The organism is Nocardia brasiliensis IFM 10847 (assembly GCF_000710915.1).
In the GTDB taxonomy this organism is placed as follows: Bacteria; Actinomycetota; Actinomycetes; order Mycobacteriales; family Mycobacteriaceae; genus Nocardia; species Nocardia brasiliensis_A.
On the sequence record NZ_BAUA01000024.1, the window covers coordinates 45266 to 72010 of the forward strand.

General features: G+C 68.8%; 24 protein-coding genes. 19 read left to right on the forward strand and 5 right to left on the reverse strand.

The window, feature by feature from the left end:
• Positions 1 to 715: 715 nt before the first annotated feature.
• The 4 genes from NBRGI_RS04850 to NBRGI_RS44955 all read left to right on the forward strand — a co-directional run bounded on the left by NBRGI_RS04850 (position 716) and on the right by NBRGI_RS44955 (position 7830).
• Complete coding sequence (locus NBRGI_RS04850) at positions 716 to 1558, forward strand: hypothetical protein (RefSeq protein ID WP_029893038.1); 843 nt, start codon at positions 716 to 718, stop codon at positions 1556 to 1558.
• Positions 1559 to 1891: 333 nt separating this feature from the next.
• Complete coding sequence (gene smc / locus NBRGI_RS04855) at positions 1892 to 5506, forward strand: chromosome segregation protein SMC (RefSeq protein ID WP_029893039.1); 3615 nt, start codon at positions 1892 to 1894, stop codon at positions 5504 to 5506.
• A 135-nt stretch (positions 5507 to 5641) separates the two neighbouring features.
• Complete coding sequence (locus NBRGI_RS04860; protein ID WP_051727504.1) at positions 5642 to 7159, forward strand: hypothetical protein; 1518 nt, start codon at positions 5642 to 5644, stop codon at positions 7157 to 7159.
• 2 nt (positions 7160 to 7161) lie between these two features.
• Positions 7162 to 7830 (forward strand): pentapeptide repeat-containing protein, encoded by a 669-nt coding sequence (locus NBRGI_RS44955; protein ID WP_081877930.1) that lies wholly within the window; start codon positions 7162 to 7164, stop codon positions 7828 to 7830.
• A 122-nt stretch (positions 7831 to 7952) separates the two neighbouring features.
• On the opposite strand, the gene NBRGI_RS43415 is transcribed toward NBRGI_RS44955, so the two are convergent.
• Entirely contained in the window at positions 7953 to 8867 is a 915-nt protein-coding gene (locus tag NBRGI_RS43415; protein WP_029893042.1) for an NmrA family NAD(P)-binding protein, read from the reverse strand.
• Between the two features lie 105 nt (positions 8868 to 8972).
• Here NBRGI_RS43415 and NBRGI_RS04875 point away from each other — a divergent pair, with 105 nt between their 5' ends.
• Positions 8973 to 9728 carry a TetR/AcrR family transcriptional regulator gene (locus NBRGI_RS04875; RefSeq protein WP_029893043.1) on the forward strand — a complete coding sequence of 252 codons (756 nt, stop codon included), beginning with the start codon at positions 8973 to 8975 and terminating at the stop codon, positions 9726 to 9728.
• Positions 9729 to 9823: 95 nt separating this feature from the next.
• On the opposite strand, the gene NBRGI_RS04880 is transcribed toward NBRGI_RS04875, so the two are convergent.
• Positions 9824 to 10213 (reverse strand): DUF2237 family protein, encoded by a 390-nt coding sequence (locus NBRGI_RS04880; RefSeq protein ID WP_014987060.1) that lies wholly within the window; start codon positions 10211 to 10213, stop codon positions 9824 to 9826.
• A 111-nt stretch (positions 10214 to 10324) separates the two neighbouring features.
• Here NBRGI_RS04880 and ftsY point away from each other — a divergent pair, with 111 nt between their 5' ends.
• From ftsY to NBRGI_RS04920, 7 genes are all read left to right on the forward strand, one after another.
• Positions 10325 to 11872, forward strand: coding sequence for a signal recognition particle-docking protein FtsY (gene ftsY / locus NBRGI_RS04885; RefSeq protein WP_436839319.1), 1548 nt, complete (start codon positions 10325 to 10327; stop codon positions 11870 to 11872).
• A 383-nt stretch (positions 11873 to 12255) separates the two neighbouring features.
• Complete coding sequence (locus NBRGI_RS04890; RefSeq protein ID WP_029893045.1) at positions 12256 to 13635, forward strand: ammonium transporter; 1380 nt, start codon at positions 12256 to 12258, stop codon at positions 13633 to 13635.
• A 5-nt stretch (positions 13636 to 13640) separates the two neighbouring features.
• The gene (locus NBRGI_RS04895; RefSeq protein ID WP_014352094.1) at positions 13641 to 13979 is read left to right on the forward strand and encodes a P-II family nitrogen regulator; all 339 of its coding nucleotides are present in this window, start codon (positions 13641 to 13643) and stop codon (positions 13977 to 13979) included.
• A 90-nt stretch (positions 13980 to 14069) separates the two neighbouring features.
• Positions 14070 to 16517 carry a [protein-PII] uridylyltransferase gene (locus NBRGI_RS04900; protein WP_029893046.1) on the forward strand — a complete coding sequence of 816 codons (2448 nt, stop codon included), beginning with the start codon at positions 14070 to 14072 and terminating at the stop codon, positions 16515 to 16517.
• Positions 16518 to 16632: 115 nt separating this feature from the next.
• Complete coding sequence (locus NBRGI_RS04905; RefSeq protein ID WP_029893047.1) at positions 16633 to 16947, forward strand: hypothetical protein; 315 nt, start codon at positions 16633 to 16635, stop codon at positions 16945 to 16947.
• A gap of 104 nt (positions 16948 to 17051) precedes the next feature.
• Positions 17052 to 18617 (forward strand): signal recognition particle protein, encoded by a 1566-nt coding sequence (ffh, locus tag NBRGI_RS04910; protein ID WP_029893048.1) that lies wholly within the window; start codon positions 17052 to 17054, stop codon positions 18615 to 18617.
• Between the two features lie 187 nt (positions 18618 to 18804).
• Positions 18805 to 19899: an amidohydrolase family protein gene (locus NBRGI_RS04920; RefSeq protein ID WP_029893049.1), complete on the forward strand. Its 1095-nt coding sequence runs from the start codon at positions 18805 to 18807 to the stop codon at positions 19897 to 19899.
• A gap of 12 nt (positions 19900 to 19911) precedes the next feature.
• Here NBRGI_RS04920 and NBRGI_RS04925 read toward each other — a convergent pair whose 3' ends face one another.
• Positions 19912 to 20400, reverse strand: a complete 489-nt coding sequence (locus NBRGI_RS04925; protein WP_029893050.1) for a MarR family winged helix-turn-helix transcriptional regulator — start codon at positions 20398 to 20400, stop codon at positions 19912 to 19914.
• 62 nt (positions 20401 to 20462) lie between these two features.
• Here NBRGI_RS04925 and NBRGI_RS04930 point away from each other — a divergent pair, with 62 nt between their 5' ends.
• The 3 genes from NBRGI_RS04930 to NBRGI_RS04940 all read left to right on the forward strand — a co-directional run bounded on the left by NBRGI_RS04930 (position 20463) and on the right by NBRGI_RS04940 (position 23461).
• Entirely contained in the window at positions 20463 to 21596 is a 1134-nt protein-coding gene (locus tag NBRGI_RS04930; protein ID WP_036557497.1) for a questin oxidase family protein, read from the forward strand.
• A 66-nt stretch (positions 21597 to 21662) separates the two neighbouring features.
• Positions 21663 to 22646 (forward strand): LLM class F420-dependent oxidoreductase, encoded by a 984-nt coding sequence (locus NBRGI_RS04935; protein WP_029893052.1) that lies wholly within the window; start codon positions 21663 to 21665, stop codon positions 22644 to 22646.
• 62 nt (positions 22647 to 22708) lie between these two features.
• Positions 22709 to 23461: a class I SAM-dependent methyltransferase gene (locus NBRGI_RS04940; RefSeq protein WP_029893053.1), complete on the forward strand. Its 753-nt coding sequence runs from the start codon at positions 22709 to 22711 to the stop codon at positions 23459 to 23461.
• 14 nt (positions 23462 to 23475) lie between these two features.
• Here NBRGI_RS04940 and NBRGI_RS47990 read toward each other — a convergent pair whose 3' ends face one another.
• Entirely contained in the window at positions 23476 to 23640 is a 165-nt protein-coding gene (locus NBRGI_RS47990; protein WP_158439779.1) for a hypothetical protein, read from the reverse strand.
• Positions 23641 to 23865: 225 nt separating this feature from the next.
• Here NBRGI_RS47990 and rpsP point away from each other — a divergent pair, with 225 nt between their 5' ends.
• From rpsP to trmD, 4 genes are read left to right on the forward strand one after another with little or no spacing between them, the layout of a single operon-like run.
• On the forward strand, positions 23866 to 24297 hold the full coding sequence (rpsP, locus tag NBRGI_RS04950) for a 30S ribosomal protein S16 (protein ID WP_029893054.1): 432 nt from the start codon (positions 23866 to 23868) through the stop codon (positions 24295 to 24297).
• Entirely contained in the window at positions 24297 to 24539 is a 243-nt protein-coding gene (locus NBRGI_RS04955; protein ID WP_011210690.1) for an RNA-binding protein, read from the forward strand. Before rpsP ends, NBRGI_RS04955 begins: the two co-directional genes overlap by 1 nt.
• Positions 24540 to 25064: a ribosome maturation factor RimM gene (gene rimM, locus NBRGI_RS04960; RefSeq protein ID WP_014987047.1), complete on the forward strand. Its 525-nt coding sequence runs from the start codon at positions 24540 to 24542 to the stop codon at positions 25062 to 25064.
• A gap of 11 nt (positions 25065 to 25075) precedes the next feature.
• Positions 25076 to 25753 carry a tRNA (guanosine(37)-N1)-methyltransferase TrmD gene (gene trmD, locus NBRGI_RS04965; RefSeq protein ID WP_029893055.1) on the forward strand — a complete coding sequence of 226 codons (678 nt, stop codon included), beginning with the start codon at positions 25076 to 25078 and terminating at the stop codon, positions 25751 to 25753.
• Between the two features lie 10 nt (positions 25754 to 25763).
• Here the strand turns inward: trmD and NBRGI_RS04970 are convergent, their stop codons facing one another.
• Positions 25764 to 26615, reverse strand: coding sequence for a helix-turn-helix transcriptional regulator (locus tag NBRGI_RS04970; protein WP_029893056.1), 852 nt, complete (start codon positions 26613 to 26615; stop codon positions 25764 to 25766).
• Positions 26616 to 26745 lie beyond the last annotated feature (130 nt).

Sequence of the window (26745 nt, forward strand, 5' to 3'; positions counted from 1 at the left end):
GATGCGCCGATGCCTCGCCTTCCCAAGCTGATCTGGCCGACCTGGGTTCATACCTTCCGTCCCGTGCCGCCCACGCGGCCGGTTCGGCTTCCCACGCTGCGCGACTCGGAAGCGACTCCGCCGCGTGGTCAGGTGACCGCCGCGCACTCCAGGCCGATGCTGTGGCGGCCGATTGCTCGGCGCGGTTGCGCGCCTGTCGCGCCGAGGCTTCTGGCTCCCATGCCGATTGAGTCGACGGAGGTGATTGGCTTCGATCCCGCGCTGTCCAGGCGGATGGTTCACTCGCCCTCGTCGATGGCGCCGAAACCGGTTCGTCAGCATGGTCGTGCGACCGTCGCGCAGAAACTTCACTCTCCCATACCGATTGGGCAGACGTAGGTTCATAGCCTCGGTCGCGCGGCGTCCGCGCCGGTGATTCCCCCTCCCGCGCTGCTCGGGCGGGTTCCGTGACGCTCCTGCGGGACCGCCGCGTAGGTGGTTCCGATGGCGCCTCGACCTCGTCGGTGCGGTTGCGCGACTTGCGGGGTGGGGGTTCGGGGCCGCGTTGCGGCCAGTGGGGGGCGGGGTCGTGCGGTCGTTCAGGCGGGACGAGCCTGGGGAGGCCGGGGACGAGCAGGGGAATCTCCCTGGTGTCCTGGGTGGAGCTGACGCCCTTTTCCCGGTAGGTCGCCGGGATGTCGTGGGCCCGCAACCAGGCGCCGGGGTCGTGTCGGCCGTGCCGATCCAGCTGGGGCACAACATCTTCGAGCAGGTCGAGGATATCGCCTTCGGGATCGCCGAGGGCGTCGCGGATCGCGGGGAAGGTGTCGGGGTGGAAGATCCACATCCACTCGTACGCGGGATAGGTGCCACCGCGGTCGTGTCCGTGGAAGAGAAGATCGCCGGAGCGCCCGAGCTTGGCGCGCATCGACCATCCCTCGGATTCGACCAGGAACTCGTGAGTTTCGCTGCGCTCGTCCCGCGCCTCCTCTCGATCGGCACCGGATCTGCCCGGTTTCCACCAACTCTCGGACCCGAGGCCGGACGCTTTGCGCCCCGCGGCGCGAATCCGGGCGGCGACCGATGCACCGGTGGGCACCCGATCGTCGCGCCGAGTTTCCCGGTGCCCCATGCGAGTTGCCGCCCGCTCCGCCCGGTCCTCCGCATACTCCGAGCGAATCCCGCTGGCGCCCCGGCGAACCGAAGCATGCGGGCTTCGTGCCGCGACCGGTTCAGCCGGAATGTCCGCCTCGTCGTCGACGTACTCGCGGAAATCCGTCAGCTTGACCTCGAACCACGCCAGCCCGATTCCGACGGCCAAAAGCAGCCCCGCGCCCGCGACCTCGAGCCACCGATCGGCGAGCACCGCGCTCTTGCTGTACTCGCACGCATAGAGAAACAGCAGGCTGCCGAGCACCAGAGCCGCGATTCGGGCAAGCCGGAACGCCGTTCTGGTCCCGGTTCGAGCTGGCATCGGCGTGGCGCTCCAAATATTCCCGCTGGCGGATCGACTGGATCGTATGCGGCGTCGTCGCCGCGCGGCAGAGCGTCCGGCAAGTCGGTCCGTCTTTTGGTGTAAAGGTCGCGTCGAGGTCGACCAACAGCCCCGTATTCGTCACCTATCGTCGATACCTCGCGTCGAGACCGACGGCTCGTGCCGCGAACGCACCGGCCGGGCGCACCGGCCGCCGAAACGCGACACTCGGCTAACTCCGAGCGCATCGAAATACGCGATATCGTGGGCCGACTCGATAACCTACGGGTACCGCCGAACCGCCCTGCGGCGACGTGGCCTGTCCCACGTCGGGGCCACTCGGTCCGCGACGGATACCATGACTGGTCGCCTGCATCGATGAGCAGGCCGAACATGGCGGCGTGCACACCGGCAACGAATAACGAAAGGTCGTCGGACTTGCATCTGAAGAGCCTGACGCTGAAGGGCTTCAAGTCCTTCGCGTCCGCGACGACGCTGCGCCTGGAACCCGGCATCACGTGTGTGGTCGGTCCGAACGGATCCGGCAAGTCCAACGTGGTCGACGCGCTCACCTGGGTGATGGGTGAGCAGGGCGCCAAGGCGTTGCGCGGCGGCAAGATGCAGGACGTGATCTTCGCGGGCACCGCGGGCCGGGCCCCGCTGGGGCGCGCCGAGGTGACCTTGACCATCGACAACTCCGACGGCGCGCTGCCGATCGACTACGCCGAGGTGTCCATCACCCGGCGCATGTTCCGTGACGGCGCGGGCGAATACGAGATCAACGGCAGCACCTGCCGGCTGATGGACGTGCAGGAACTGCTCAGTGACTCCGGTATCGGCCGAGAGATGCACGTCATCGTCGGACAGGGGCAGCTCTCGGCGATTCTGGAATCGCGCCCGGAGGACCGGCGCGCGTTCATCGAAGAGGCCGCGGGCGTGCTCAAGCACCGCAAACGGAAAGAGAAGGCGGTCCGCAAGCTCGAGGCGATGCAGGCCAACCTGGCCCGGCTCACCGACCTCACCACCGAGTTGCGCCGTCAGCTCAAACCACTCGGCCGGCAGGCCGAGGTGGCGCGTCGCGCGCAGACCGTGCAGGCCGACCTGCGCGACGCCCGGATGCGTCTGGCCGCGGACGATCTGGTGACCCGCCGCGGCGAGTTGGAGAGTCAGCAGAGCAAGGAAGCCTACGCCCGCGAGCAGCACATCACCGTGCAGAGCGAACTCGACGCCGCCAACGCCGCGCTCGCCCAGCAGGAATTCCAGCTGTCCCGGCTGACGCCGAGCGCCGAAGCCGCCGCGCAGATCTGGTTCCAGTTGTCGGCGCTGGCCGAGCGGGTCAACGCGACCATCCGGATCGCGCAGGATCGGGCCCGCCATCTCGACACCGAAGCGCCGGTCGGCACGGGACGCGACCCGGAACAGTTGGAAGCCGAAGCCGAACGGGTGGAAGCCGAGGAAGCCGAACTGCGCGAGGCCGTCGAGATCGCGACCGAGACGCTCGAAGCGGCCCGGGACGCACTGGCCGAACGCGAACACTCCGCCAAAGCCGCCGAGCAGGCGCACCTCGCCGCCGTGCGCGCGATCGCGGACCGGCGCGAAGGCGTGGCGCGGCTCGCGGGCAAGGTCGACACGTTGCGCACCAGAGCGCAGTCGGTGGACGCCGAGATCTCCCGGCTCACCACCGCGATCGCCGACGCCCGGCAGCGCGGCGAGGCGGCGCAGGCCGAATTCGACACGGTGCAGGCCGAACTCACCGAGTTGGACGCCGGCGAGGCCGGTCTGGACGCCCAGCACGAGCACGCGGTGCAGGCGCTCGCCCTGGCCGACCAGCGGGTGACCGAACTGCGCGAACAGGATCGCGAGGCGAGCAAGCGGGTCGCGTCGCTCTCGGCGCGGATCGAGGCGCTCGGCATGAACCTGGCCCGCCGCGACGGCGCCGCCTGGCTGGTCGAGCACCGATCCCAGGGGCTGCTCGGCCCGCTGTCGGGGCTGCTGCGGGTGCACGGCGGTTTCGAAGCCGCGGTCGCCACCGCGCTCGGCCCGCTCGCCGACGCGGTCGCCGCCGACACCGGGGAATCCGCGCACGCCGCCATTCGCGCGCTGAAGGAAGCCGACGGCGGCCGCGCCGCACTGGTATTCGGCGCAGACGACGGCCACCGCCCGCATCCCGGACCGCTGCCCGGCGCGGCCCGCTGGCTGTCCGATGTGGTCGAGTGCCCGGACAGCGTGCGCGCGGCGATCATGGCGCTCACTGCCGGTATCGCCGTCGCCGATGATCTGGCCGCGGCCCGTGCGGTGATCGCCGCCCGCCCGGACGTGCGGGTGGTCACCCGCGACGGCGACCTCACCGGAACGGGGTGGCTGCTCGGCGGCTCCGATCGCGCGCCCAGCCAACTGGAGATCCAGGCCGATATCGACACCGCCAAGGCCGATCTGGTCGCGGCGCAACGCCGGGCCGAGGAACTGGAAGCCGCCCTCTCGGGTGCGCTGGCCGAACAGGCCGACCGCAAGGACGCCGTCGATCAGGCGCTGCTTGCGTTGCACGAATCCGATCAGTCCCTGGTCGCCATCTATGACCGGCTCGGCCGGCTCGGGCACGCGGCCCGCACCGCTCAGGCCGACAACGACCGGCTGCTCGCCCAGCGCGCGGAAACCGAAGCGAGCCGGGAAGAATCGCTCACCTCGCTCGCCGAACTCGAAGACCGGCTGCGCAACGCCGAACTGGAACAGACCGAGATCGACTCCGACGGCAGCGCGGCGGGCACCGAGACCGCGGGCCGGGAACGCGAAGAAGCCGCCGCCGCGCTGGCCGAGGCCAGGTCGATGGAGGTCGAGGCGCGCCTTGCGGTGCGCACCGCCGAGGAACGCGCGGAATCGGTACGCGGCAAGGCGGATTCGTTGCGCCGCGCCGCCCGCGCCGAACGGGAGACGCGGGCCAGGGCCGAACGGGCCCAGGCCTCGCGCAAGAAAGCCGCCGAAGTCGCCGCCGCGGTCGCCGAATCCGGGGCCAAGGTCGCCGCCGAACTGGAAAAGGTGGTGGCGGAGGCGGGCGCCCGCCGCGACGATCTGGTCCGCCGCCGCGGCGAAGCCGCCGCTCAGGTCGAGCAGGTCAAGGAGCGGGTGCGCGCGCTGTCCACCCAGCTCGCCCAGCTCACCGACGCGGTGCACCGCGACGAGGTCGCGAAAGCCCAAGCGGCCCTGCGCATCGAGCAGCTCGAGGCGACGATCTCCGAACAGTTCGGTATCGCGCTCAGCGATTTGATCGCCGAATACGGTCCCGACGTCCCGCTGCCGCCGACCGACCTGGAATGGCAGGAGTACGAGCAGGCCAAGGAACGCGGCGAACAGGTCACCGCGCCCGCGCCGATGCCCTACGACCGCCAGACCCAGGAACGGCGCGCCAAACGCGCGGAAAAGGATCTCACCACCCTCGGCAAGGTGAATCCCCTTGCGCTGGAGGAGTTCGCCGCGCTCGAAGAGCGCTACAACTTCCTCGCGACCCAGCTCGAGGATGTGAAGAGCGCGCGTAAGGACCTGCTCGATGTGGTCGCCGAGGTGGACGCGCGCATCCTGCAGGTGTTCACCGAGGCGTGGGAGGACGTGGAACGCGAATTCGTCGGTGTGTTCGCGAAACTGTTCCCAGGCGGTGAGGGCAGGCTGCTGCTCACCGACCCGTCCGACATGCTCACCACCGGTATCGAGGTGGAGGCGCGTCCGCCCGGCAAGAAGGTGAAGCGGCTCTCGCTGCTGTCCGGCGGCGAGAAGTCCCTCACCGCCGTCGCCCTGCTGGTCGCCATCTTCCGTGCCCGCCCCTCACCGTTCTATGTGATGGACGAGGTCGAGGCCGCCCTGGACGACACCAATCTGCGCCGCCTCATCGGCCTCTTCGAGCAGCTCCGCGAAAAGAGCCAGCTCATCGTCATCACCCACCAGAAACCCACCATGGAAATCGCCGACGCCCTCTACGGCGTCAGCATGCGCGGCGACGGCATCACCCAGGTCATCTCCCAACGCCTCCGCGGCGAAAACCTCACCCCCGCAGGCGCGGCGTAGACCGACAGAGTCGCCGATCGACAGTTGCTCGGGGCGTAGTTAAGCTGCCACGCATGGCCGAAGGTGGGGGAGCGCCGCGCACCTACATCCATGCGATAGATCTGAACTACTGGATGGTTGTCCGGGGGTGAGGCAGTGGGCGACGACCTGAAGTTGGATTGGCAGGTTTACTACGACGCCGCCGCGAAATGCCATGAGGTCGCGACCAATCTACGTGCTGCGGACAAGCCGCTGCACGATGCCGTCAAGAACGACTGTGCGGGCATGGCTGGGGACGCCAACGGCTGCAAACAGTGGGGCACCAAATACGACCAGGTAGCTCAGCAGACGATGCAAACCTGCACCAATCTTGCCGACGCGCTTACCAATTACGGTTACGTCCTCTCCGCGATGGGCTACAACTACGCAGTCGCGAACAACAGCAAACCGTTGCCGCAGCGTCCGGTCGTCGCTCCGCTACCGGAGTACAAGGTCACCATCGCGTCGTCGGTCGGTGACAACGGTCCCGGCGTGCACGATAAAGACGGCGCCGGCATAAAGGAGTTCTACGACAAGCTGGTCGACAAGATCGGGGAGGAGTTCGGCAAACTCCCCAACGGTGACGTCGACAAGTTGAGCAAGGCATCCACCGCATGGCGCACGTTCGCCGAGCACGCCACGATCACCGGTTCGGCAGAGCAACTCACCAGTGTCATCGGTTTGTTCGATGGTGTCGCGGACAAGAAGAACCTCGAGCTGGTCCTCGAGAACCTGACCACACTTCGAGACAGCGCCGGCCAGGTCGCTCTGGCCGCACAGAACTTGGTAACGCCGGTGGCCGAATTCCACACCGGCACCGTGGATGCTCGCAAGACGTTCGAGTCCGAGATCAATACTCTCGTCATCGGTGCCGGAATCGCCGTCGCGCTGGGAGTCGTCGCAGCCGCCTTCAGCTTTGGGGGCAGTTTGGCAGTCAGCGGCGGCGCCGTTGTCGGGCTCGTCGCCAACACCGTCAACGCCATCCGCACGGCCTATACCGCCAGCAGGCTGTATCGAATCGTCGGTCTGACCGCTGCCACCGCAACGGCTGCCGTCGTTCTGACTCATTTCGACAAAGTGCCCAGTGAAGCACTCCTGGACCTGAGTGCAAAACTCACCGCGATTATCGGTATGCGTGTGCTAATCGACGGTGCAGACGAGGTGCAGCCCGGTTCATCGAACGCCTCCAACACGCCCGGAACGACCGAGTACCAGAAGCGCGTCGAAGAACTTGCGCAAGACCCGGCGAAGAACGGGAAGGTGAGCCCCCAGTCGAAACGGGAGGCAGAGGTGGGTTTGGGTTTGGAGAACTCCGGCGCGGTCGAAGGACCGATCACCCGAGCTCCGTTGGGCGCCAACGGCGAGGACCAAGGCGAGTTCATCGATGCCTCAGGCAAACGGTGGGACGTGAAAAGCTCACCAGATGTCATTCCGGATTACAGACCGGCCCAGGTTGCGGGCAATCCGATACCCAATCCGCAAACCGATCAGGAATTCACCGAAATGATCGAGGATTCGATCGCAGACGGTGAGGGTGTCATGATCGACCAGAGCGGGATGACGCCCGCCCGGATAGCACGCCTGAAGCAACTGGTCGAGAGTCACCCCGAGTGGCAAGGAAAGGTGCTTTGGTAGAGATGACCACGGCTGATGGTCCTAGTTCGAGCAGTGTCGCCAGGTGGCCTTCGGATGCGGCGGCACATCGAGCGTTGGCCGAGTATCTGCAGGTGCTGCCAGCCGATCCCGCTGCTGAGCGGACGGCGGCTACGGTTCTCAACGGGTGGGGAGTGGATTTCACGGGTGCTGATCTGTCGGGGCTGGACCTGCTCGGTGCGGAGTTGGGCTGCGCGAACATGAGTCGGGTGGTGCTCATCGGCGCCGACCTGTACACCGCTTCGCTCGGCGAGACTCGACTGGACGGCGCCGACCTCAGCGGTGCGGATCTGCGCAAGGTCCAAGGTCGCGGTTGTAAAGCGCAGTACGCCAACCTTTCCGGCGCCAATCTACAGCGAGCGGATTTCGCTCAGTCGAACTTTCGCGGCGCGGTTCTTCGAGGCGCACAGCTCCAGCGAGTTACATTCTCAGGGGCGGACCTTCGCGAGGCAGACCTTCGAGATGGTGTTTTCGAGCGGACCAGACTGTCACGTGCGCGCATGGGGGGCTGCCGGGTCGCCGGGGCATCCGGACAGGTCATCGGGCCTGTCGACGTCGGCGTCGACACGTCGAAGCTGCTGGACGGCCCAGAGTTGCGCGAGTGGTTCAGCGCCAACGGCGCGCCGTCGGTCGAGGTTCGCCCATCCGCTTAGCTCCTAGTCAGGATTCGATGCTGATGTATCAGCCGTGCGGTGTCGAAGTGTGCTCGGCATTTGCGGCCCGACTGGTGAAATCCCGCGGAGACGTCGCCTGCGCGGGATTTCGCGGCTCGGGCCTAGGCGGTGGGGAGTCGGTCGGAGTCGAGTAGGGATTTGATTTGGGCGGCACCGGTTTCGGTGAGCCAGGTGTCGAAGGTGCGCAGGGTGGGGTGGATTGCGCGGACGGTGTCGATGTCGGCGCGCCAGCCGCCGGTTTCGCGCATCAGACGCCAGGTGTAGGCGATCGATTCGCCTAGGGAGGCGGCGTAGGCCTCGTCCAGTTCCTGGTAGCGGACGGGGTGGCCGGTGGCGGCGGCGATCGCGGCGGCGGCATCGGGTGGGGTGAGGGCGTCGCCGGCCAGCTCCAGGGTCTGGCCGTGGAAGCGATCGGGGTCGGCGAAGGCCAGGGCGGCGATCTCGGCGATGTCGCCGACCGCGATGACCTTCATCGGGCGGTCGGCGGGGAACATGTGCCGGTGGACGCCGTCGACGATGCCGTCGATCGGCAGGCCGCGCAGCAGATAGTTCTCCATGAACCGGACCGGGCGCAGCAGGGTGTAGCGCGCCCCGCTGGCCGCGACAGCGGTTTCGATGCGATGTTTGCCGCTCGCGCCCCACGAGGTGTCCTCGTTGAACGAGGCGATACCGGTGAACACGATCTGTGCCACCCCGGCCCGGCGGGCCGCGTCGACGAGCGCTTCGCCGCGTCGCGCTTCCCGCTCGACATCCCAGCCGTCCGGGTCGTAGGCGGCGGGCGGCACCGCGAAAAGGGCTGTGGCGCCGGCCAGCACGGCGGGCAGGGTGGTGGGGTCGTCGAAATCGCCGACCGCGAGTTCGGCGCCCGCGGCGGCGAGCGCTCGCGCGGCCGGCGCGTGCGGGTCGCGCACCAGCGCGCGGACCGCGTGGCCGTCCGCGAGCAGTTTGCGGGCGGTCGCGCCGCCCTGCCGACCGGTAGCGCCGGTGACCAGGATGAGGTGCTGTGAAGAAGACATGCTCGCCTTGTCTGTCGATAGAATCGGGTCGGACAACCCGTATTTCGAGACGGTACGGGTGGCTTGGCCCGCTTGCCCAGGTAGAAAACGGAAGGCCGTAACGAATTGACTGCCCCACCCACCGCCCGCAGCGACGCTGCCCGCAACCGCGCCGCGGTGCTGTCCGCCGCGCAACGCGCGTTCGCCGAGCAGGGGCCGTCGGTGTCGCTGGCGGAGGTGGCCCGGCGTGCGGGGGTCGGCGCGGGCACCGTCTACCGGCACTTCCCGACGAAAGTCGATCTGCTGGAAGCGGTGATGCAGCAGCGCGTGGACCGGCTCGCGCAACTGGCCACCGACCATCTGGGCGCGAGAGATCCGGGTGTCGCCTTCTTCGATTTCTGCACGCAGGTGGTCGTTTCGACGCCGGGCAATCAGGCGATGTGCGATCTGGTGCAGTCCGATGACGGTTGGCCGCGCGCGTTATTGATGAGTGCGGGCGCACGATTCCATCAGGCGCTGGGAGCGCTGTTGGCGGCCGCGCAGCGGCAAGGCGCGGTCCGCCCGGATCTCGAGGTCTCGGATGTGCTGGCGATTTTCACCGGTTGCGTTGCCATCCAACGACTTCGACCGACCGACGGTGTACTGGACCGGACGACCGCGTTGGTCATCGATGCGATGCGTGCCTCGGGCGTAACGAATCGCTCCGCCTCGGAGGGCGAAAGTCGTAACGAAACAGTGGACAGTAACGAAACGTGGTGTCCGGTGTGCACCCGTGCCGTCCGGCATTCGGGCACCGGCCGTCGTCCGCGATATTGCTCACCCGCCTGCCGGCAGAAGGCGCACCGCCGCCGCACGGCGACGAAGCGAACACGTGGCGCATAAGCGACACATGTCGAGCCCCGGTCACGGTCGAACGGTACGGGTGCGGGCCCGACGGCAGCCGGATCGGGCTCGGGCTGCCGTGCGCGGCATGCGGATTACAGCAGGTCGCTGACGTCGTCGGGCACGTCGACGGCGTATTTGCGCAGGATGTCCATCGAGATCACTTCCAGGGCGTTCTCGTGCGTGGCGGCCAGCACCACGGGTGCGGCGACACCGTCCTCGTGCGCGTGTAGCCATCGCACGGCGACCACACACCACCGGTCGCCCGGCTGTAATCCCGGGAAGTTGTTCTCCGGCCGCGGCGTACTCAGATCGTTGCCGATGGACGCCTGGTGCTCCAGGAATTCGGCCGTGACGACGGTGCACACGGTGTGGCTACCGAGATCCTCCGGCCCGGTGCTGCAGCAGCCGTCCCGGTAGAAGCCGGTGAGAGGATCGGCGCCGCACTCTTCCAGCGGCCCCCCAAGCACGTTTCGATCGGTCACGTCGCCGATCCTATTGGCACGTCGCGAGAAGTTCCGCAGGACAAGAAATCTCGGGGGTTGTGTGTCGGCACCGGGGCGGCGTGGTAAAGCGGGCCGGTTCGTTCTGCAAGGATGGGGCGCGTGAGTTCCGAAGCCTGGATCATTGTCGCCGTTGCCGCTGCTCTGCTGCTGGTGGTGCTTGTCGTCGGTTTTGTCCGGTACAAGCGCTCTCGGGTGTCATTGACGCAGCCCGCGGAACAGCAGCTGACCGACCGATCCGGCGGTTACACCGCCTCGGGCGGATTCAGTTTCAGTCAAGGCGGCACGGCGACCGCACCCGAACCGCAACTGGTGGAGCGCACCGATACGGACGGGCAGCCGCACATCGGCGACGACGCGGCCATCCCTCGGGACGCACCCAAGCGCGGCATCACCAACGTGCAACTGCCCGAGGGCGATGTCGCCGAAGCGCGCGCGGGTGAATCCGCTGCGCCCGAGGTCGCGCCGACCGACGTCGCGGCGAATGCACCATCGACCGACGTCGCCGGGAATGCACCGGAGATCACCGAGGCACCGGCGACCGCCGACGCGCCGACCACCGCCGACGCATCGACCACCGCTCCCGCCGACGCGTCGAACAGCGCTCCCGCCGACGCACCGACGACCGCGCCCACCGACGCAGCAATCCCCGCGACCGAGCCGACCACCTTCCCCGACACCGCCGCGGGTGCCGAAGCCCCCGCCCCGCTCGAGGAGATCGAGCCCACCGCGGGCCGCCTGGTCCGCCTACGCGGCCGCCTGTCCCGTTCGCAGAACGCGGTCGGCAAGAGCCTGCTCGGCCTGCTCGGCGGCGGCGACCTGGACGACGACTCGTGGGAAGAGGTCGAGGACACCCTGGTGCTGGCCGACCTGGGCACCGCGAGCACCGCCGCGGTGGTGGCCCGCCTGCGCGAGGAGATGGCCTCGCGCAGTGTCCGGACCACCGACGCGGCTCGTGCGGTGCTGCGGGACGTGCTGATCGAGGCGCTGCGCCCCGACCTGGACCGCTCGATCCGGGCGCTGCCACACGCCGATCACCCGTCGATCCTGCTGGTCGTCGGCGTCAACGGCACCGGAAAGACCACCACCACCGGCAAACTCGCGCGCGTGCTCGTCGCGGACGGCCGCCGCGTGCTGCTCGGCGCGGCCGACACCTTCCGGGCCGCCGCTGCCGACCAGCTGCAGACCTGGGGCGAGCGGGTCGGCGCGGAAACCGTGCGCGGCAAGGAGGCCGCCGACCCGGCCGCGGTCGCGTTCGACGCGGTGAGCGCGGGCATCGATCGCGGCGTCGACGTGGTCCTCATCGATACCGCGGGCCGCCTGCACACCAAGACCGGTCTGATGGACGAGCTGGGCAAGGTCAAGCGCGTCGTGGAGAAGAAGGCCGCCGTCGATGAGGTGCTGCTGGTGCTCGACGCCACCGTCGGTCAGAACGGCCTGATGCAGGCGCGCGTGTTCGCCGACGTGGTCGATATCAGTGGCGTGGTGCTCACCAAGCTGGACGGGACCGCCAAAGGCGGCATCGTCTTCCAGGTGCAGCACGAACTGGGGGTGCCGGTGAAGCTGGTCGGTCTCGGCGAGGGAGCCGACGATCTGGCGCCGTTCGAGCCGGGCGCCTTCGTGGACGCGCTGCTCGGCTGAGCCGCGCCGGTCGGGCCGGAAACCGCCTTACGTACCAGCATCGTCTCGGCAAACTGAGCCCGTGACCGAATTGTCCGACTCGTCCCGACATCTCGACGGGGCATCGCGGCTGACGCGGCAGTGTTTGCGGCGAAACCCGCCGAAAACCGAATGTTTGCTGTTTCTAGCGGGCCGGTAACCGGAGCCGCACCGGCGCCGGCCCGCACCGCACCGCCGCCCGAAAACTCCCGGTGTAAAGCGCGAAACGTGGCCGCAACACAACTGGCTCATCCGTTCACGCAGGTGAAACACCGCAGCTCTGTAGATGAAACACCGAGTGACCACCCTTCTGGTCAGGTCCATTTGCCGGAGTCGGCAGGGCCCGAGATGAGGAGGACATTAAGGTGGCATTTCCCCTTACCGGTGCACCGGACACCGGTGACACCGCATGGATGCTGGCGAGCTCAGCGCTCGTGTTGTTGATGACGCCCGGTCTGGCGTTCTTCTACGGCGGCATGGTCCGTTCGAAGAACGTGCTGAACATGATCATGATGAGCGTCAGCGCCATGGGCCTCGTCGGCGTGCTCTGGTCGCTGTACGGTTTCTCGACCGCCTTCGGTGACAACACCCTCGGCCTGATCGGTGACCCGACGCAGTTCTTCGGGCTGAAGGGTCTGCTCGGCGGCAACGCGGTGGCCGAGGTGAAGGACGCCACCGGCGCCGTCACCACCGCCGCCTCCGGCATTCCGCTCGCGGGCACGATTCCGATGAGCGTGTTCGTCGCGTTCCAGCTGATGTTCGCCATCATCACGGTTGCCCTCATCTCGGGTGCGGTCGCCGACCGCATGAAGTTCGGGGCCTGGCTGCTCTTCGCGGGCATCTGGGTCACGGTCGTCTACTTCCCGGTCGCGCACTGGGTCTTCGACTTCGACGCCAAGGACGCCGACGGCAATGTCGTGCACGAGGGCGGCTGGATCGCCAACAAGCTGCTCGCGGTCGACTTCGCCGGTGGCACCGCGGTGCACATCAACGCCGGTGCGGCGGCGCTCGCCCTGGTGCTGGTGCTCGGTAAGCGCAAGGGTTGGCCGACCACCGCGTTCCGCCCGCACAACCTGCCCTTCGTCATGCTCGGCGCCGGCCTGCTGTGGTTCGGCTGGTTCGGGTTCAACGCCGGCTCCGCGCTGACCTCCGGTGGTCTCGCCGGCACCACCTTCGTGACCACCGCGGTGGCGACGGCCGCGGCCATGCTGGCCTGGCTGCTGGTGGAGAAGCTGCGCGACGGGCACGCCACGTCCCTGGGCGCGGCTTCGGGCATCGTGGCCGGTCTGGTCGCGATCACCCCGTCCTGTTCGTCGGTGAACGTGCTCGGCGCGCTCGCGGTCGGCGTGGTCGCCGGTGCACTGTGCGCCCTCGCGGTCGGCCTGAAGTTCAAGTTCGGGTTCGACGACTCGCTCGACGTGGTGGGCGTGCACCTGGTCGGCGGCGTCGTCGGCACCCTGATGGTCGGTTTCGTCGCCGCGCCCGAGATGGGCGCCGCGAAGACCGGCCTGTTCTATGGCGGCGGCATCGATCAGCTGTGGCGTCAGGCGGTGGGCGCCGGTGTGGTACTTGCCTTCTCCTTCGTCGCCAGCCTGATCATTGCCTATATCGTGAAGTTCACCATTGGGCTGCGCGCGAGCGAAGAAGCGGAGTCGGTGGGCTTGGACGAGTCCGAGCACGCCGAGACCGCGTATGACTTCGCCGCCGTGGGCAGCACGGCACGTTCGGCCGTCAAGGAGGCATGACGAACATGAAACTGATCACCGCAATCGTCAAACCGTTCACCCTCGAGGACGTCAAGACCGGTCTCGAGCAGGCGGGTGTGCTCGGCATGACCGTCAGCGAAGTGCAGGGATACGGCCGCCAGAAGGGGCACACCGAGGTCTATCGAGGTGCCGAGTACTCCGTGGATTTCGTGCCGAAGGTCCGGGTCGAGGTGGTCGTCGACGACGCGTCCGTGGACAAGGTCGTCGAGGTGATCGTCGAGGCCTCGCGCACCGGCAAGATCGGCGACGGCAAGGTCTGGGTGACGCCGGTGGAGACGATCATTCGCGTCCGTACCGGCGAACGCGGTACCGACGCGCTGTAGATCTCGAATATCTGAGCTGAGCGGCGGCCCCGCTCCCACCGGAGCTCCGGTCGGGGCGGGGCCGCGACTGTTAGGGATGGGTGGTGGGTTGTGGCAGGTCAGCACGAGCACGACGGCAAGGTGTCCAACGGGGCGGCGGATCTGGTCCGCGCGCGTGGCCAACTGCTCGACGGCGGGGTGCCGCGCAATCCCCGGCTCGACGCCGAATCCCTGCGGCAGGCCCTGGTCGACCTGTTCGAGCTGTGGCTGACCAGTAAAGGCGCCGAACTCGGCATCACCCGCGACAGCGGACTCGCCGTGGTCGCGGTCGGTGGTCTCGGCCGCGGGGAGATGCTGCCGTACTCCGATCTCGACCTGGTGCTGCTGCACGACGACGTCGACCCCGCCCGGGTCGCCGAGGTGGCCGATCAGCTCTGGTATCCGCTGTGGGACGCCCACATCAAGCTCGATCACAGCGTGCGGACCGTCCCGCAGGCGCTGCGGGTCGCCTCGGACGATCTGATCGCCGCGCTCGGCATGCTGGAGGCCAGGCATATCGTCGGCGATCAAGAGCTGAGCAACTTGCTGATCGGCGGGGTGCGCCGGGAATGGCGCAACGGAATCCGTTCTCGCTTCGACGAATTGATCGCGCAGGCGCAGGCGCGCTGGGAACGCAGCGGCGAGATCGCGCACCGCGCCGAACCGGATCTGAAGAACGGGCGGGGCGGCCTGCGCGACATCCAATTGCTCGACGCGCTCGCCATCGCCCAACTGACCGACGCCATGCCGGGGCTCGGTCCCGAGGTGCCCGGTGGCGGGCTGAAACACGCCCATCGGCGCCTGCTGGATGTGCGGACCGAACTGCACCGGGTGGCGGGCCGGGCCCGCGACCAGTTGCGAGCCCAGGACGCCGACGAGATCGGCGCGGCGTTGCGCATCGGCGACCGATTCGACCTCGCGCGCACGCTCAGCGATTCCGCGCGCACGGTCAGCTATTCCGTCGACGTCGGATTGCGTACCGCGGCAAACGCTTTGCCGCGGCGCGGGCTCGCTCGGCTGCGTCGGATGCCGGTGCGTCGACCACTCGATGAGGGGGTGGTCGAGCACGGCGGCGAGGTGGTGCTGGCCAGAGACGCACGGCCGCAACGTGATCCGGGCCTGATCCTGCGGGTGGCCGCGGCCTCGGCGCAGACCGGTCTGCCGATGTCGGCCACCACGCTCAACCGGCTCTCCGAGGACGCGCCCGAACTGCGCGAGCCCTGGCCCAAGGACGCGCTGAACGATCTGCTCGTGCTGCTCGGCGCGGGCCGCGGCGTCATCGACGCGATCGAGGCGCTGGACCGAACGGGCTTGTGGGGCAGGCTGCTTCCGGAATGGGGCGCCGTGCGTGACCTGCCGCCGCGCGACGCCCTGCACACCTGGACCGTGGACCGGCACCTGATGGAGACGGTGGCCTACGCGAGCGGGATGAGCACGCGGGTGGCGCGGCCGGATCTGCTGGCGCTCGGCGCGCTGCTGCACGATATCGGCAAGGGGCGCGCGGGCGATCACAGCGTGGTCGGCGCGGAACTGGCCACCCATATCGGGCGCCGGCTCGGGCTGTGGCCGTCGGACGTGCGCACGCTCAGCGCGATGGTCCGCCACCATCTGCTGCTCCCGGACACCGCCACCCGGCGTGACTTGGCCGACCCCGCCACCGTGCAGCACGTCGTCGACACCCTCGGCGGCGATCCGGAACTGCTGGAACTGCTGCACACCCTCGCCGAAGCGGACTCGCTGGCCACCGGGCCCGGCGTGTGGGGCGACTGGAAGGCCTCGCTCATCGGCGATCTCGTGCGCCGGTGCCGGCTGGTGATGGCGGGCGGCGAACTGCCGCAACCGGAACCGATCGCACCGGAACTCATCGCGAAGGCCAAAGCGGGCGGCGTGCACGTCGAGCTGAAGCAGGGGGAGAGCAAGTACACCTACGCGGTGACGGTGATCGCGCCGGACGGCGCCGGACTGTTGTCCGACGCCGCCGGGGTGCTCGCCCTGCACTCGTTGCGGGTGCTCTCGGCCGCGCTCGGCAGCGAGGGCGAATCCGCTATCGACACCTTCGTGGTGTCGCCCAAGTTCGGTGATCCGCCGGATGCCGGACTGTTGCGCCAGGAGCTCATCCGGGCCATCGGCGGTGACCTCGATGTCGCCGCCGTACTCGCCAAACGGGAACGGGAGGCGGGCGGCGTCAAGCCGAGCGAGTACGCGCAGGCGCAGCCGCGGGTGCTGTGGTCGAGCACTTCGGTGCCGGGTCAGGTGCTGCTCGAATTGCGGGCCGAGGACCGGATCGGCGTGCTCAGCAGGCTGGCCGCCGCGCTGGAGAACTGTGGCGCCGACGTGCGCTGGGCCAAGGTGGTGACCATGGGTTCGGCGGTGGTCGACACCTTCTGCCTCGACCTCGGCGCCGCGGACGGGCCGGCCCGCCGGATGGAGATCGAGCAGGCGATCCTGGCGGTCGTGCCGCGTCCCGCGCCGAAGAAGCCGGAGGCGGGTATCCCCGGTCCGGAGATCATCGGGACCTGACACGCCACGAAGTAACCAATCTGTTGCACACGATTTGCTGTAACCCATATGTCGGCGCCTCCGGTCGTCTTAGGATCAGAGCATCCGGCTATCGCTGCATGAGGGGAGCACGTCGTTGGCAATTGAAGTTGTTTCGGCGTCGATGATGACGAGCGACGAGACCACGCATATGGCGCGGTGCGTCGGCGGGGACCGCTGGGTTGTTTCCTGGCTTCCCGGTCGCACATTGACCGGACAACAGGCCGTGACCGCGATGACCATCGCCTCGACGGTGGCCAGCTCACGGATCCCCACCACGACGGAATGGGCCGTCCTCGACGACCTGGCCCTGGAGCTGGGACTGACCGCGCGCGAGGCGGTCTACATGGTCGCCAAGGAGAACCACGACTACCGCAAGACCGCCAAACCGCGTCGCCGCTCGCTCGACTGATCGACCCGTTCCGACCTCGAAGGACGCACCGCCTGCGCGGGTGGGTCGGCTATCCCATTACCCTGGGAGGCAATTGACGTCCCCCGAGATCAGGAGCGCGATCGGTGTTCGAATCCCTGTCCGACCGGCTTACCGGTGCCCTCAAGGATCTGCGCGGTAAGGGGCGTCTGTCACCGGCCGACATCGACGCCACCTGTCGCGAGATCCGGCTGGCGCTGCTCGAAGCCGACGTCGCGTTGCCGGTGGTGCGCGGCTTCATTGCCCGAATCAAGGAGCGCGCCAAGGGCGCCGAGGTCTCCGCCGCGCTGAATCCGGCGCAGCAGGTCGTCAAGATCGTCAACGAGGAACTCGTCACGATCCTCGGCGGCGAGACCAGGCGGCTCACCCTGGCGAAGAACCCGCCGACCGTGGTCATGCTGGCCGGTCTGCAGGGCGCCGGTAAGACCACGCTCGCCGGCAAGCTCGCGAAATGGCTGAAGGGCCAGGGGCATCAGCCCTTGCTGGTGGCCTGTGACCTGCAGCGGCCCGGTGCCGTCACGCAGCTGCAGGTGGTCGGTGAGCGCGCGGGCGTGCCCGTCTTCGCGCCGCATCCCGGCACCTCCACCGGCGGCGGCGAGAACGCGCTGGGCGTCACGGCCGCCGACCCGGTCGAGGTGGCGCGCGGTGGTATCGCCGAGGCCAAGTCCAAGCAGTACGACGTGGTCATCGTCGACACCGCCGGTCGCCTCGGCATCGACGAGGAACTGATGCGCCAGGCCGCGGGCATCCGCGACGCCGTGCAGCCCGATGAGACCCTGTTCGTGCTCGACGCCATGATCGGTCAGGACGCGGTCAACACCGCCGAGGCGTTCCGCGACGGCGTCGGCTTCACCGGCGTCGTGCTGACCAAGCTCGATGGTGACGCCCGCGGTGGTGCGGCGCTCTCGGTGCGCAACGTGACCGGCGCGCCGATCATGTTCGCCTCCACCGGTGAGAAGCTCGAGGACTTCGACGTCTTCCACCCGGACCGGATGGCCAGCCGCATCCTCGGCATGGGCGACGTGCTCAGCCTGATCGAGCAGGCCGAGCAGATCTACGACGCGCAGCAGGCCGAGGAGGCCGCGCGCAAGATCGGCAGCGGCGAGCTCACGCTGGAGGACTTCCTGGAGCAGATGCTCGCGATCCGCAAGATGGGCCCGATCGGCAACCTGCTCGGCATGCTGCCCGGCGCGGGCCAGATGAAGGACGCGCTCGCCGCCGTCGACGACAAGCAGCTCGACCGGGTGCAGGCGATCATCCGCGGCATGACCCCCGCCGAACGGGACAACCCGAAGATCATCAACGCCTCCCGCAGGCTGCGCATCGCCAACGGCTCGGGCGTCCAGGTGTCCGACGTCAACCAGCTCGTCGATCGCTTCTTCGAGGCCAAGAAGATGATGGCCGCCATGGGTCGCCAGATGGGCATGCCCGGCGCCCGCCGCGGCAACAACAAGAAGGGCAAGAAGGGCAAGAAGGGCGGTCGCGGACCGACCCCGCCCAAGGCGCGCGGCGGTTTCCCCGGGATGCCCGCCGGGATGCCGGGCATGCCCGCCGGGATGCCCGACCTGTCCAACATGCCGCCCGGCCTGGACCAGCTCCCGCCCGGCCTGGAAGGTTTCGACATCTCGAAGCTGAAGTTCCCGAAGAACTGACCGCGTGCCGCGCACGAATTCGCACGCCGCGCACGAATTCGCACGCCGCGCACGAATTCGCACGCCGCGCACGAATTCGCTGACGAATTCGTGCGCGGCACGCCATTACGCGCGCGTCGGCCGAAGCGCCACCGCGACCCGCACGCAGTAGGTTGGGAGCAACCGACGCCGGCCATAGGAGGTCTCTGTGCATCTGCGTGGTGTTCTTCTCCCCGGTGACGAGGTCCGCGACCTGTGGGTTCGGGACGGAAACGTCTCGTTCGAACCCGTGCCCGGAGCGGAAACACTGTGCCGCACAGGGTGGATCGTGCCGGGTCTGGTGGACGCGCACTGCCACGTCGGGATCCGCTACGGCGGTGGTGACGAGGACCGGGCGGGGGCGATCGCGCAGGCCGAGACCGAACGGGACGTGGGCGCGCTGCTCCTGCGGGACGCCGGGTCACCGATCGACACGCGGTTCATCGACGACCATCCAGAACTGCCGAAGATCATCCGCGCCGGCCGGCACATCGCGCGCCCGCGCCGCTACATCCGGGAACTCGGCATCGAGTTGGACGACGAGCGCGACCTGCCGGAGATCGTGGCCGAGCAGGCGCGCTTCGGCGACGGCTGGGTGAAGATCGTCGGCGACTGGATCGACCGCTCGGTGGGGGATCTGCGTCCGCTGTGGAGCGACGCCATCCTGAAGGAGGCGATCGACGCGGCCCACGCCAACGGCGCCAGGGTCACCGCGCACGTGTTCGGCGAGGACGCGCTGCCCGGCCTGATCGGCGCGGGCATCGACTGCCTGGAGCACGGCACCGGCCTCACCGACGACACCATCGAGCTGATGGCGGCGCACGGCACCGCGCTGGTGCCGACCCTGGTCAATATCGACACGTTCCCCGAAATCGCCGACAGCGCGGGCAAATTCCCCGTCTACGCCGCGCACATGCGTGACCTGCACCGCCGCGTGCGCACCACCGTCGCGAACGCGCACGACGCGGGCGTGCCGATCTTCGCGGGCACCGACGCGGGCGGGTCGATCCGGCACGGCCGCATCGCGGACGAAATCGCCGCGCTCGGTGGCGCGGGCCTGTCCCCGCACGACGCACTGGGCGCGGCCTCGTGGAATGCTCGCACCTGGCTCGGCCGTCCCGGCATCGAACCCGGCGCGCCCGCGGATTTCGTTGTCTACCAGGAGGATCCCCGCCTCCACCCCGAGACCCTCGCCGCGCCGTACGCGGTGATCCTGCGTGGCCGCGTCTACGCCCAGCGGGACCCGGTCACGGGTCACCGCTGACAAGATCGCGCTTCAGGTGCGCCAGTGGCGGGTCTCGTGCGCCCAGGCCTGGAGTCCCGCCGCGAAACCCGCGCGCTGCTCGGGCGTGAGGGTGGCCATCGCGGCGAGCAGCGGTTCGGCGCGGCGGGCGAGGAAGGTCTCCATGTGCTCGCGCCACTGCGGCAGCAGCGCGACCAGGGTCCGGCGGCGGTTGGCCGGATCGGGTTGTCTGCTCACCCACCCCGCGCGGTCGAGGTCGCCGACGAGCTCGCTGACCGTGGACAGGGCCAGTCCCATCCGCCGGGCCAGCTCGCTGACGCTGAGCGCCGCCTCGGGCACCAGCTGTACGCAGACCGCGCCGTGCCGGGCGGTGAGACCGTGGGTGGCGAACGAATCCTGGTGCGCGACAGGCATATCGGAGCGCGCCCGGTCGAAGAAGTTGGCGATCAGCGGTACGTAACCGATCACCTCGGTGATCTCCGCGCGGCTCGGCAACCGGGGTGCGCTGGGCTTGTCGGGCATGGGTACAGCATATATATTCGGATTCACGAACTATTCGTGTATCCAAACCATTGGGGGTTGGGGTGTCCAGCTATCAGGACGCGGTCGTCGACGCACTCGAGCGCCTCGACGACCTCGGTTACGAACGCAACCTCGGGGGCGGCGATCTCGCCAACCACGGACCGATGGGCGCCGAGGCGCTGGCGGTGCTCGGGCACGGCGACGCGATTCCGGCTTGGGTCGCGACCTACCGCAAGGCGGCGCCGCACCACGAACCGCCGGTGCCGTACCAGCGCATCGACGGCACCGACGAGTCGGATTGGCGGGCCGCGCTGGGTGATATCGGTCGCGCGGGCGATTTCGAGGAACTGTTCCTGCGCGAGATCGCCGAGGAAGGCTGGCAGGCCGTGCTGGTGCGCTGGTGGCCGCGGTTGCTCCCGGGGCCGATGACCGGACTGACGCACGGACTGATCCGAACCGCGCATGCGGTGCGCGGGCTCACCGCCGCGCAACCGACTCCGGTGCAGCTGCGCGAACTGTCCCGCGGGCTGGGCTACTGGGCCGCCCGGTTCGTCGACGCCACGTGGGCGGGCACGTTGACCGGACAGCTGCCGGTGCCCGCCGCGCTGGCCGCGGTGCCGCGCCTGCCCGAACGGCCGCGCAGCCCGCAGGAGGGGTTGGCCCGGATGCGGAATCCACAGGCGATGCCGGGCTACATCGACGCGCTCACCGCGCTCGCCGCCGACCACACGGACCGGCTGATCTCGGAGATGACCGCGACGTATGCCGGGGTGTGCGTCGCGCACTCGGGCGCCGGGTTCCCGATCCCGCTGCTGCACGGCGTCACCGCACCCGCTGCGGCCCGGCTCGTGCTGCCGCAGTTGCCGCCGGAACTACACGGGCCTACCGTGGCCGCGCTGTGGCAGGCCCAGGTGACGCTGCTGATGATGGTCACCAACGGCCGCGACGGTGAAGACAGCGCGCTGGCCCGTGCGCAACGGGCCGAGGTGCCGGCCTGGGACGAACTGGTCGGCCGGGCCGTCGAGCACGGCGACGAGCATGTCATCAAGTTCACCGAGGCCTGCCTGCGCGAACACGCCCTGCGTCCGGACCCGCGGTATGCGTGGGCGGTCGATATCGCGCAGCGCCGGATCGAACGTCCCGACGCCGAAGGCGGTTCCGCGGTCGCGGTGCGTTTCGCCCGTCCGGCCGGCTGAGCGCCCCGCGACCGGCGGTGCACCGCCGCCGGTCGCCCGCGAGCGGCGCGCGTAGGGTCGGCTCTCATGAGCATTCGCCTCGGCTATCAAATGCCCAACTTCACTTACGGACAACCGGTGCGTGAGCTGTTCCCGACCGTGGTCGCGCAGGCCAGGGCGGCCGAGGCCGCCGGTTTCGACACCGTGTTCGTGATGGACCACTTCTATCAACTGCCGGGGCTGGGCACGCCCGACGATCCGATGCTGGAGTCCTACACCGCGCTGTCCGCACTTGCCGCCTCGACCGAGCGAATCCAGTTGTCGGCGTTGGTGACCGGCAACACCTACCGCAATCCCGCGTTACTCGCCAAGACCGTCACCACGCTGGACCTGGTCAGCGGCGCTCGCGCGGTGCTCGGCATCGGCGCGGGCTGGTACGAACTCGAGCACACGTCCTACGGTTTCCAGTTCGGCACGTTCACCGAGCGTTTCGAGCGGCTCGACGAGGCGCTGCAGATCATCCGGCCGATGCTGCGCGGCGAACACGCCACCTTCGACGGCAAGTGGTACAAGGCCGATCAGGCCATGAACGAGCCGCGGCTGCGCGACGATCTGCCGATCATGCTCGGCGGTTCCGGAGAGAAGAAGACCTTCGCCCTGGCCGCGCGGTACGCCGATCACCTCAATATCGTGTGCAACGCTTCGGAATTGCCGCGGAAGATGGCGGCGCTGCGCCAGCGCTGCGCCGAGATCGGCCGCGACCCGGCGACCCTGGAGGTCAGCTACCTGTGCATGCTGTTCCTCGACGAGGACGGGGACCAGGCGCGCAAGCAGCAGCGAGACTTCCTGCGAGGCAATGGCATCGAGCTGTCCGGGATGTCCGAGACGGAGCTGGCGCAGTCCGTCGCGGACCGCCAGTTCGCCGGCGACGCCGACGAGGTCGCCGACCAATTGCAGCGCCGCGTCCTCGATCACGGCGTACAGGGCCTCGTCGTCAACATGCTCACCAACGGCCATCGGCCGGGTGCGGTCGAGCTCGCGGGACATGCCCTTGCGCCGCTGGTGCGTTGAGCAGACGTGCCCTGAAAACCGTTGGGAGTACGGAAACTTTTCCGGTCGATAGAATCGGCAACGTGACAGCGTCCACACCGGAGCGGCGGGGTTCTTACGGATTCGACGCGCCACCGATCATGGTCCTGCTAGGCGTGCTCGCGCTCGGATCCCTGATCGGTGCGGTGGTCGACGTGCTGGTCGGCGAACTCGCGTCGGCGGCGGTGCTGGTGTTGATCGGGCTCGCGATGGCCGCGCAGTTCGGCCTGTTCCTGCACGCCACCCGGCGGGGCAAGTTCCGCGCCTGGGACGGACTGCTGGACGACCTGCGGCTGCGCGGCGACGAGCGGCTGCTCGATCTCGGCTGCGGGCGTGGTGCGGTGCTGCTCGCCGCGGCCAAGCGCCTGCCCGAGGGTAAGGCCGTCGGCATCGATCTGTGGCGTTCGGTCGACCAATCCGGCAACAATTCCGCGACCACCGAGCAGAACGCGGTCGCCGAGCAGGTCGCGGACCGGATCGAACTGCACACCGGCGACATCACCTCGTTGCCGTTCCGGACCGGCGAGTTCGATGTCGTCGTCTCCAGCCTGGCCATCCACAACATCAAATCCTCGGCGGGGCGCGCCGCCGCCGTGCGGGAGGCGCTGCGCGTGCTGCGCCCCGGCGGACACCTCGTCCTCGTCGATATCGGCCGGACCGGCGAATACGAGACCACCCTCGTCGCCAACGGCGCGCAAGCCCTGCGCGCCCGAACCCTCGGCTGGCAGCTCTGGTGGGGCGGCCCATGGATGCCGACCCGCACCCTGAGCGCCACCGCCCCACCCGCCGCCGTCTGAACGCCCGCGTGGCCTCAGTTGAAGAGGTTCGCGATGCCGGAGGCGATGGCGCGCAGCAGGCGGAAGCCGCCCGCGGTGGCGTATTCCACGGCGACGTCCTGGCCGATGTCGGTGACTGTCTCGCGGGCGGTGTCGCGGGCGGTGCTACGTCTGCGTCGGCGGCGGCGGAAGATCCCCATGACCTGTTATACCGGCGGGCCGCGGCGGCGCAACAAGTCCAGGCGATTTCAGGTGCTCGCGGTCCATCTGGCACAATGAACCACCGTCCTTCCGGACGAAGTGTCAGCCCGTCTCCGGTTACGTACCGCGCGGCGGTCACACACTCCAAGCGCTAAACCGGGCTCGCAGACCATGCGGGTCGCTGAATTGCGCCGTGACCAACCTATGAAAGAGGCAGAACAAGCATGGCTGTTCGCATCAAGCTCACCCGTATGGGCAAGATCCGCAACCCGCAGTACCGCATCGTCGTCGCGGACGCCCGCACCCGCCGGGACGGCCGGTCCATCGAGTCCATCGGCAAGTACCACCCGAAGGAAGAGCCGTCGCTCATCGAGATCGATTCCGAGCGCGCTCAGTACTGGCTGGGTGTCGGCGCGCAGCCGACCGAGCCCGTCCAGCGCCTGCTGGAGATCACCGGTGACTGGCAGAAGTTCAAGGGCCTGCCGGGCGCCGAGGGCACGCTGAAGGTCAAGGCCGCCAAGGCGTCCAAACTGGACCTGTTCAACGCCGCGCTGGCCGCCGCCGACAACGCCCCGACCACCGAGGCCGTCACCCCGAAGAAGAAGGCCGCCAAGAAGGACGAGGCCGCCGTGGCCGAGACCGAGGCTGCTGAGTAATGAGCGCAGTCGTCGCCGATGCTGTGGAACATTTGGTTCGCGGCATCGTCGCGAATCCGGATGACGTCCGCGTCGAGCTGATCACCGGCCGTCGCGGACGCACCGTCGAGGTGCACGTTCACCCTGATGACCTGGGCAAGGTGATCGGTCGCGGCGGTCGTACCGCGACCGCGCTGCGCACCCTGGTCGCCGGCATCGGCGGCCGGGGCATCCGGGTCGACGTGGTCGACACCGACCAGTAGATGGAACTTGTCGTAGGACGGGTCGCCAAGTCGCACGGCGTGCGTGGCGAGTTGGTCGTCGAGATACGCACCGACGAGCCGCAGGCCCGGTTCGCGCCGGGCAGCACGCTGCGCGGACGGCTGGCGCGGTCCAAGGAAGTTCGTGAGTTCACCGTGGAGTCGGCCCGAGAGCACTCGGGCCGGCTTCTGGTGTTTCTCGACGGCGTCAGCGGTCGCGAGGCGGCCGACGCGTTGCGCGGCATGCTGTTCGTGGTGGACAGCGCCGACCTGCCGCCCTCGGCGGATCCGGACGAGTACTACGACCACGAACTCGAGGGACTGACCGTCCAGCTCACCGACGAGACCGTGGTCGGCACCGTGCGCGAGGTCCTGCATTCGGCTGCGGGAGAACTGCTTTCGGTGCGGGCCGCCGCGGACGGCCGGGAGATCCTGATCCCGTTCGTCACCGCGATCGTGCCCACCGTCTCGCTGGCGGACCGGCTGATCGTCATCGATCCGCCCGAGGGACTGCTCGATCCGGAATAGGGGATGAGCGCATGAAACTCGACGTCGTCACGATCTTCCCCGAGTACCTCGAGCCGCTGCGGACCGCGCTGCTCGGCAAGGCCATCGACAAGGGCCTGATCTCGGTCGCCGTGCACGATCTGCGCGACTGGACGCACGACGTGCACAAGTCCGTCGACGATTCCCCGTACGGCGGCGGCCCCGGCATGGTCATGAAGCCGACGGTGTGGGGCGACGCGCTGGACGCGGTCTGTCCCGACGACGCGTTGCTCGTCGTCCCGACGCCCGCGGGCGTCCCGTTCACCCAGGCGACCGCGCAGCGCTGGGCCACCGAGGACCATCTCGTCTTCGCCTGCGGCCGGTACGAGGGCATCGATCAACGCGTCTTCGACGATGCCGCCCGTCGGGTGCGCGTCGAAGAGGTGAGCATCGGCGACTACGTCCTGATCGGCGGGGAGGCCGCCGTGCTGGTGATGGCCGAGGCCGTGGTCCGGCTGATCCCCGGTGTGCTCGGCAATCAGCAATCCCACCAAGAGGATTCGTTCTCGGACGGTCTGCTCGAGGGCCCCAGCTACACCCGTCCGGTCACCTGGCGCGAGCTCGAGGTCCCGCCGATCCTGCTCTCGGGCGACCACGCCAAGGTGGCCGCCTGGCGCCGCGAGCAGTCCCTCGCGCGCACCCGTGAGCGCCGTCCCGATCTCCTGCCCTGACGCGCCGGGTCTAGGGCAGCAGCCCGTGCCGCCGCGCCGCGACCACCGCCTCGTGGCGTGAGTGCGCGTCCAGTTTCGTCATCGCGTTGCGCAGATAGCTCTTGACCGTTTCCGCGGCGAGCGAGAGTCGTTGCGCCGTCTCCTGATTCGTGCATCCCAGGGCGACCTGGGAGAGCACGTCCAACTCCCGCCGGGACAACTGGGGCGCGTCGGCGGCAGGTTCGCCGGCCATGACGCGGGTGAGGCGTTCGCACACCGTGTGCAGCCGGCCGCGCAGGTTGTCGTCGTCGGCCGAGCGGGCCATGCCGCGCAGCTCGGCGTGGATGTCGCGGAGTTCCTCGGCGACCGCGGGCGCGGTGTCGGAGGCGGGCGCGGTCATCTCCAGCAGGCGCAGCCTGCGGTCCACCTCGTCCCGGATGGCGATCTCGGTGGCCAGCCTGCGACCCGCCTGCACGACCAGATCGGCGGTGCGGTCGCCGATCGGACTCGCGCCGCGGGTGGCGGCGTAGAGCACGGCCCGTGAACACTGGCCGACCACCACCGGCACGGCGACGATCGAGCGCAACCCTTCGCCGGACACCGGCCCGTCGTAGTGATGGGTGATCGTGGAGGTGTTGACGTAGTCGGCGACCGACGCCGGGCGGCCGGACTCCATCACCCGCCCGCCCAGCCCCGAGGTGCGCAGCACGGACAGACCGCGCAGTCCATTGGTCAGCGTGCCGACGAATTCCGATAGCAGCAGCGCATCGCCGTGTACCTCGCCGCCGAACGCCACCGGTACCCCGGCCGTGCCCGCTACCCAGCGGATTTCGGCGCGCAGCGCGTCTGAGTCGCGCGGGCGGAGCAGCGCGGTGTGGGTCATGGGACTCACCCTTTTCGGGGAGTGGCGAACTAGGTGTGACCCACATCCTATTAGGACCAACGGGACGTAGTGCGTGTTCGGTCACGCCTGGCGCGCGGCGGGGACGCGCCAGTGCGTGACCCGAACACTG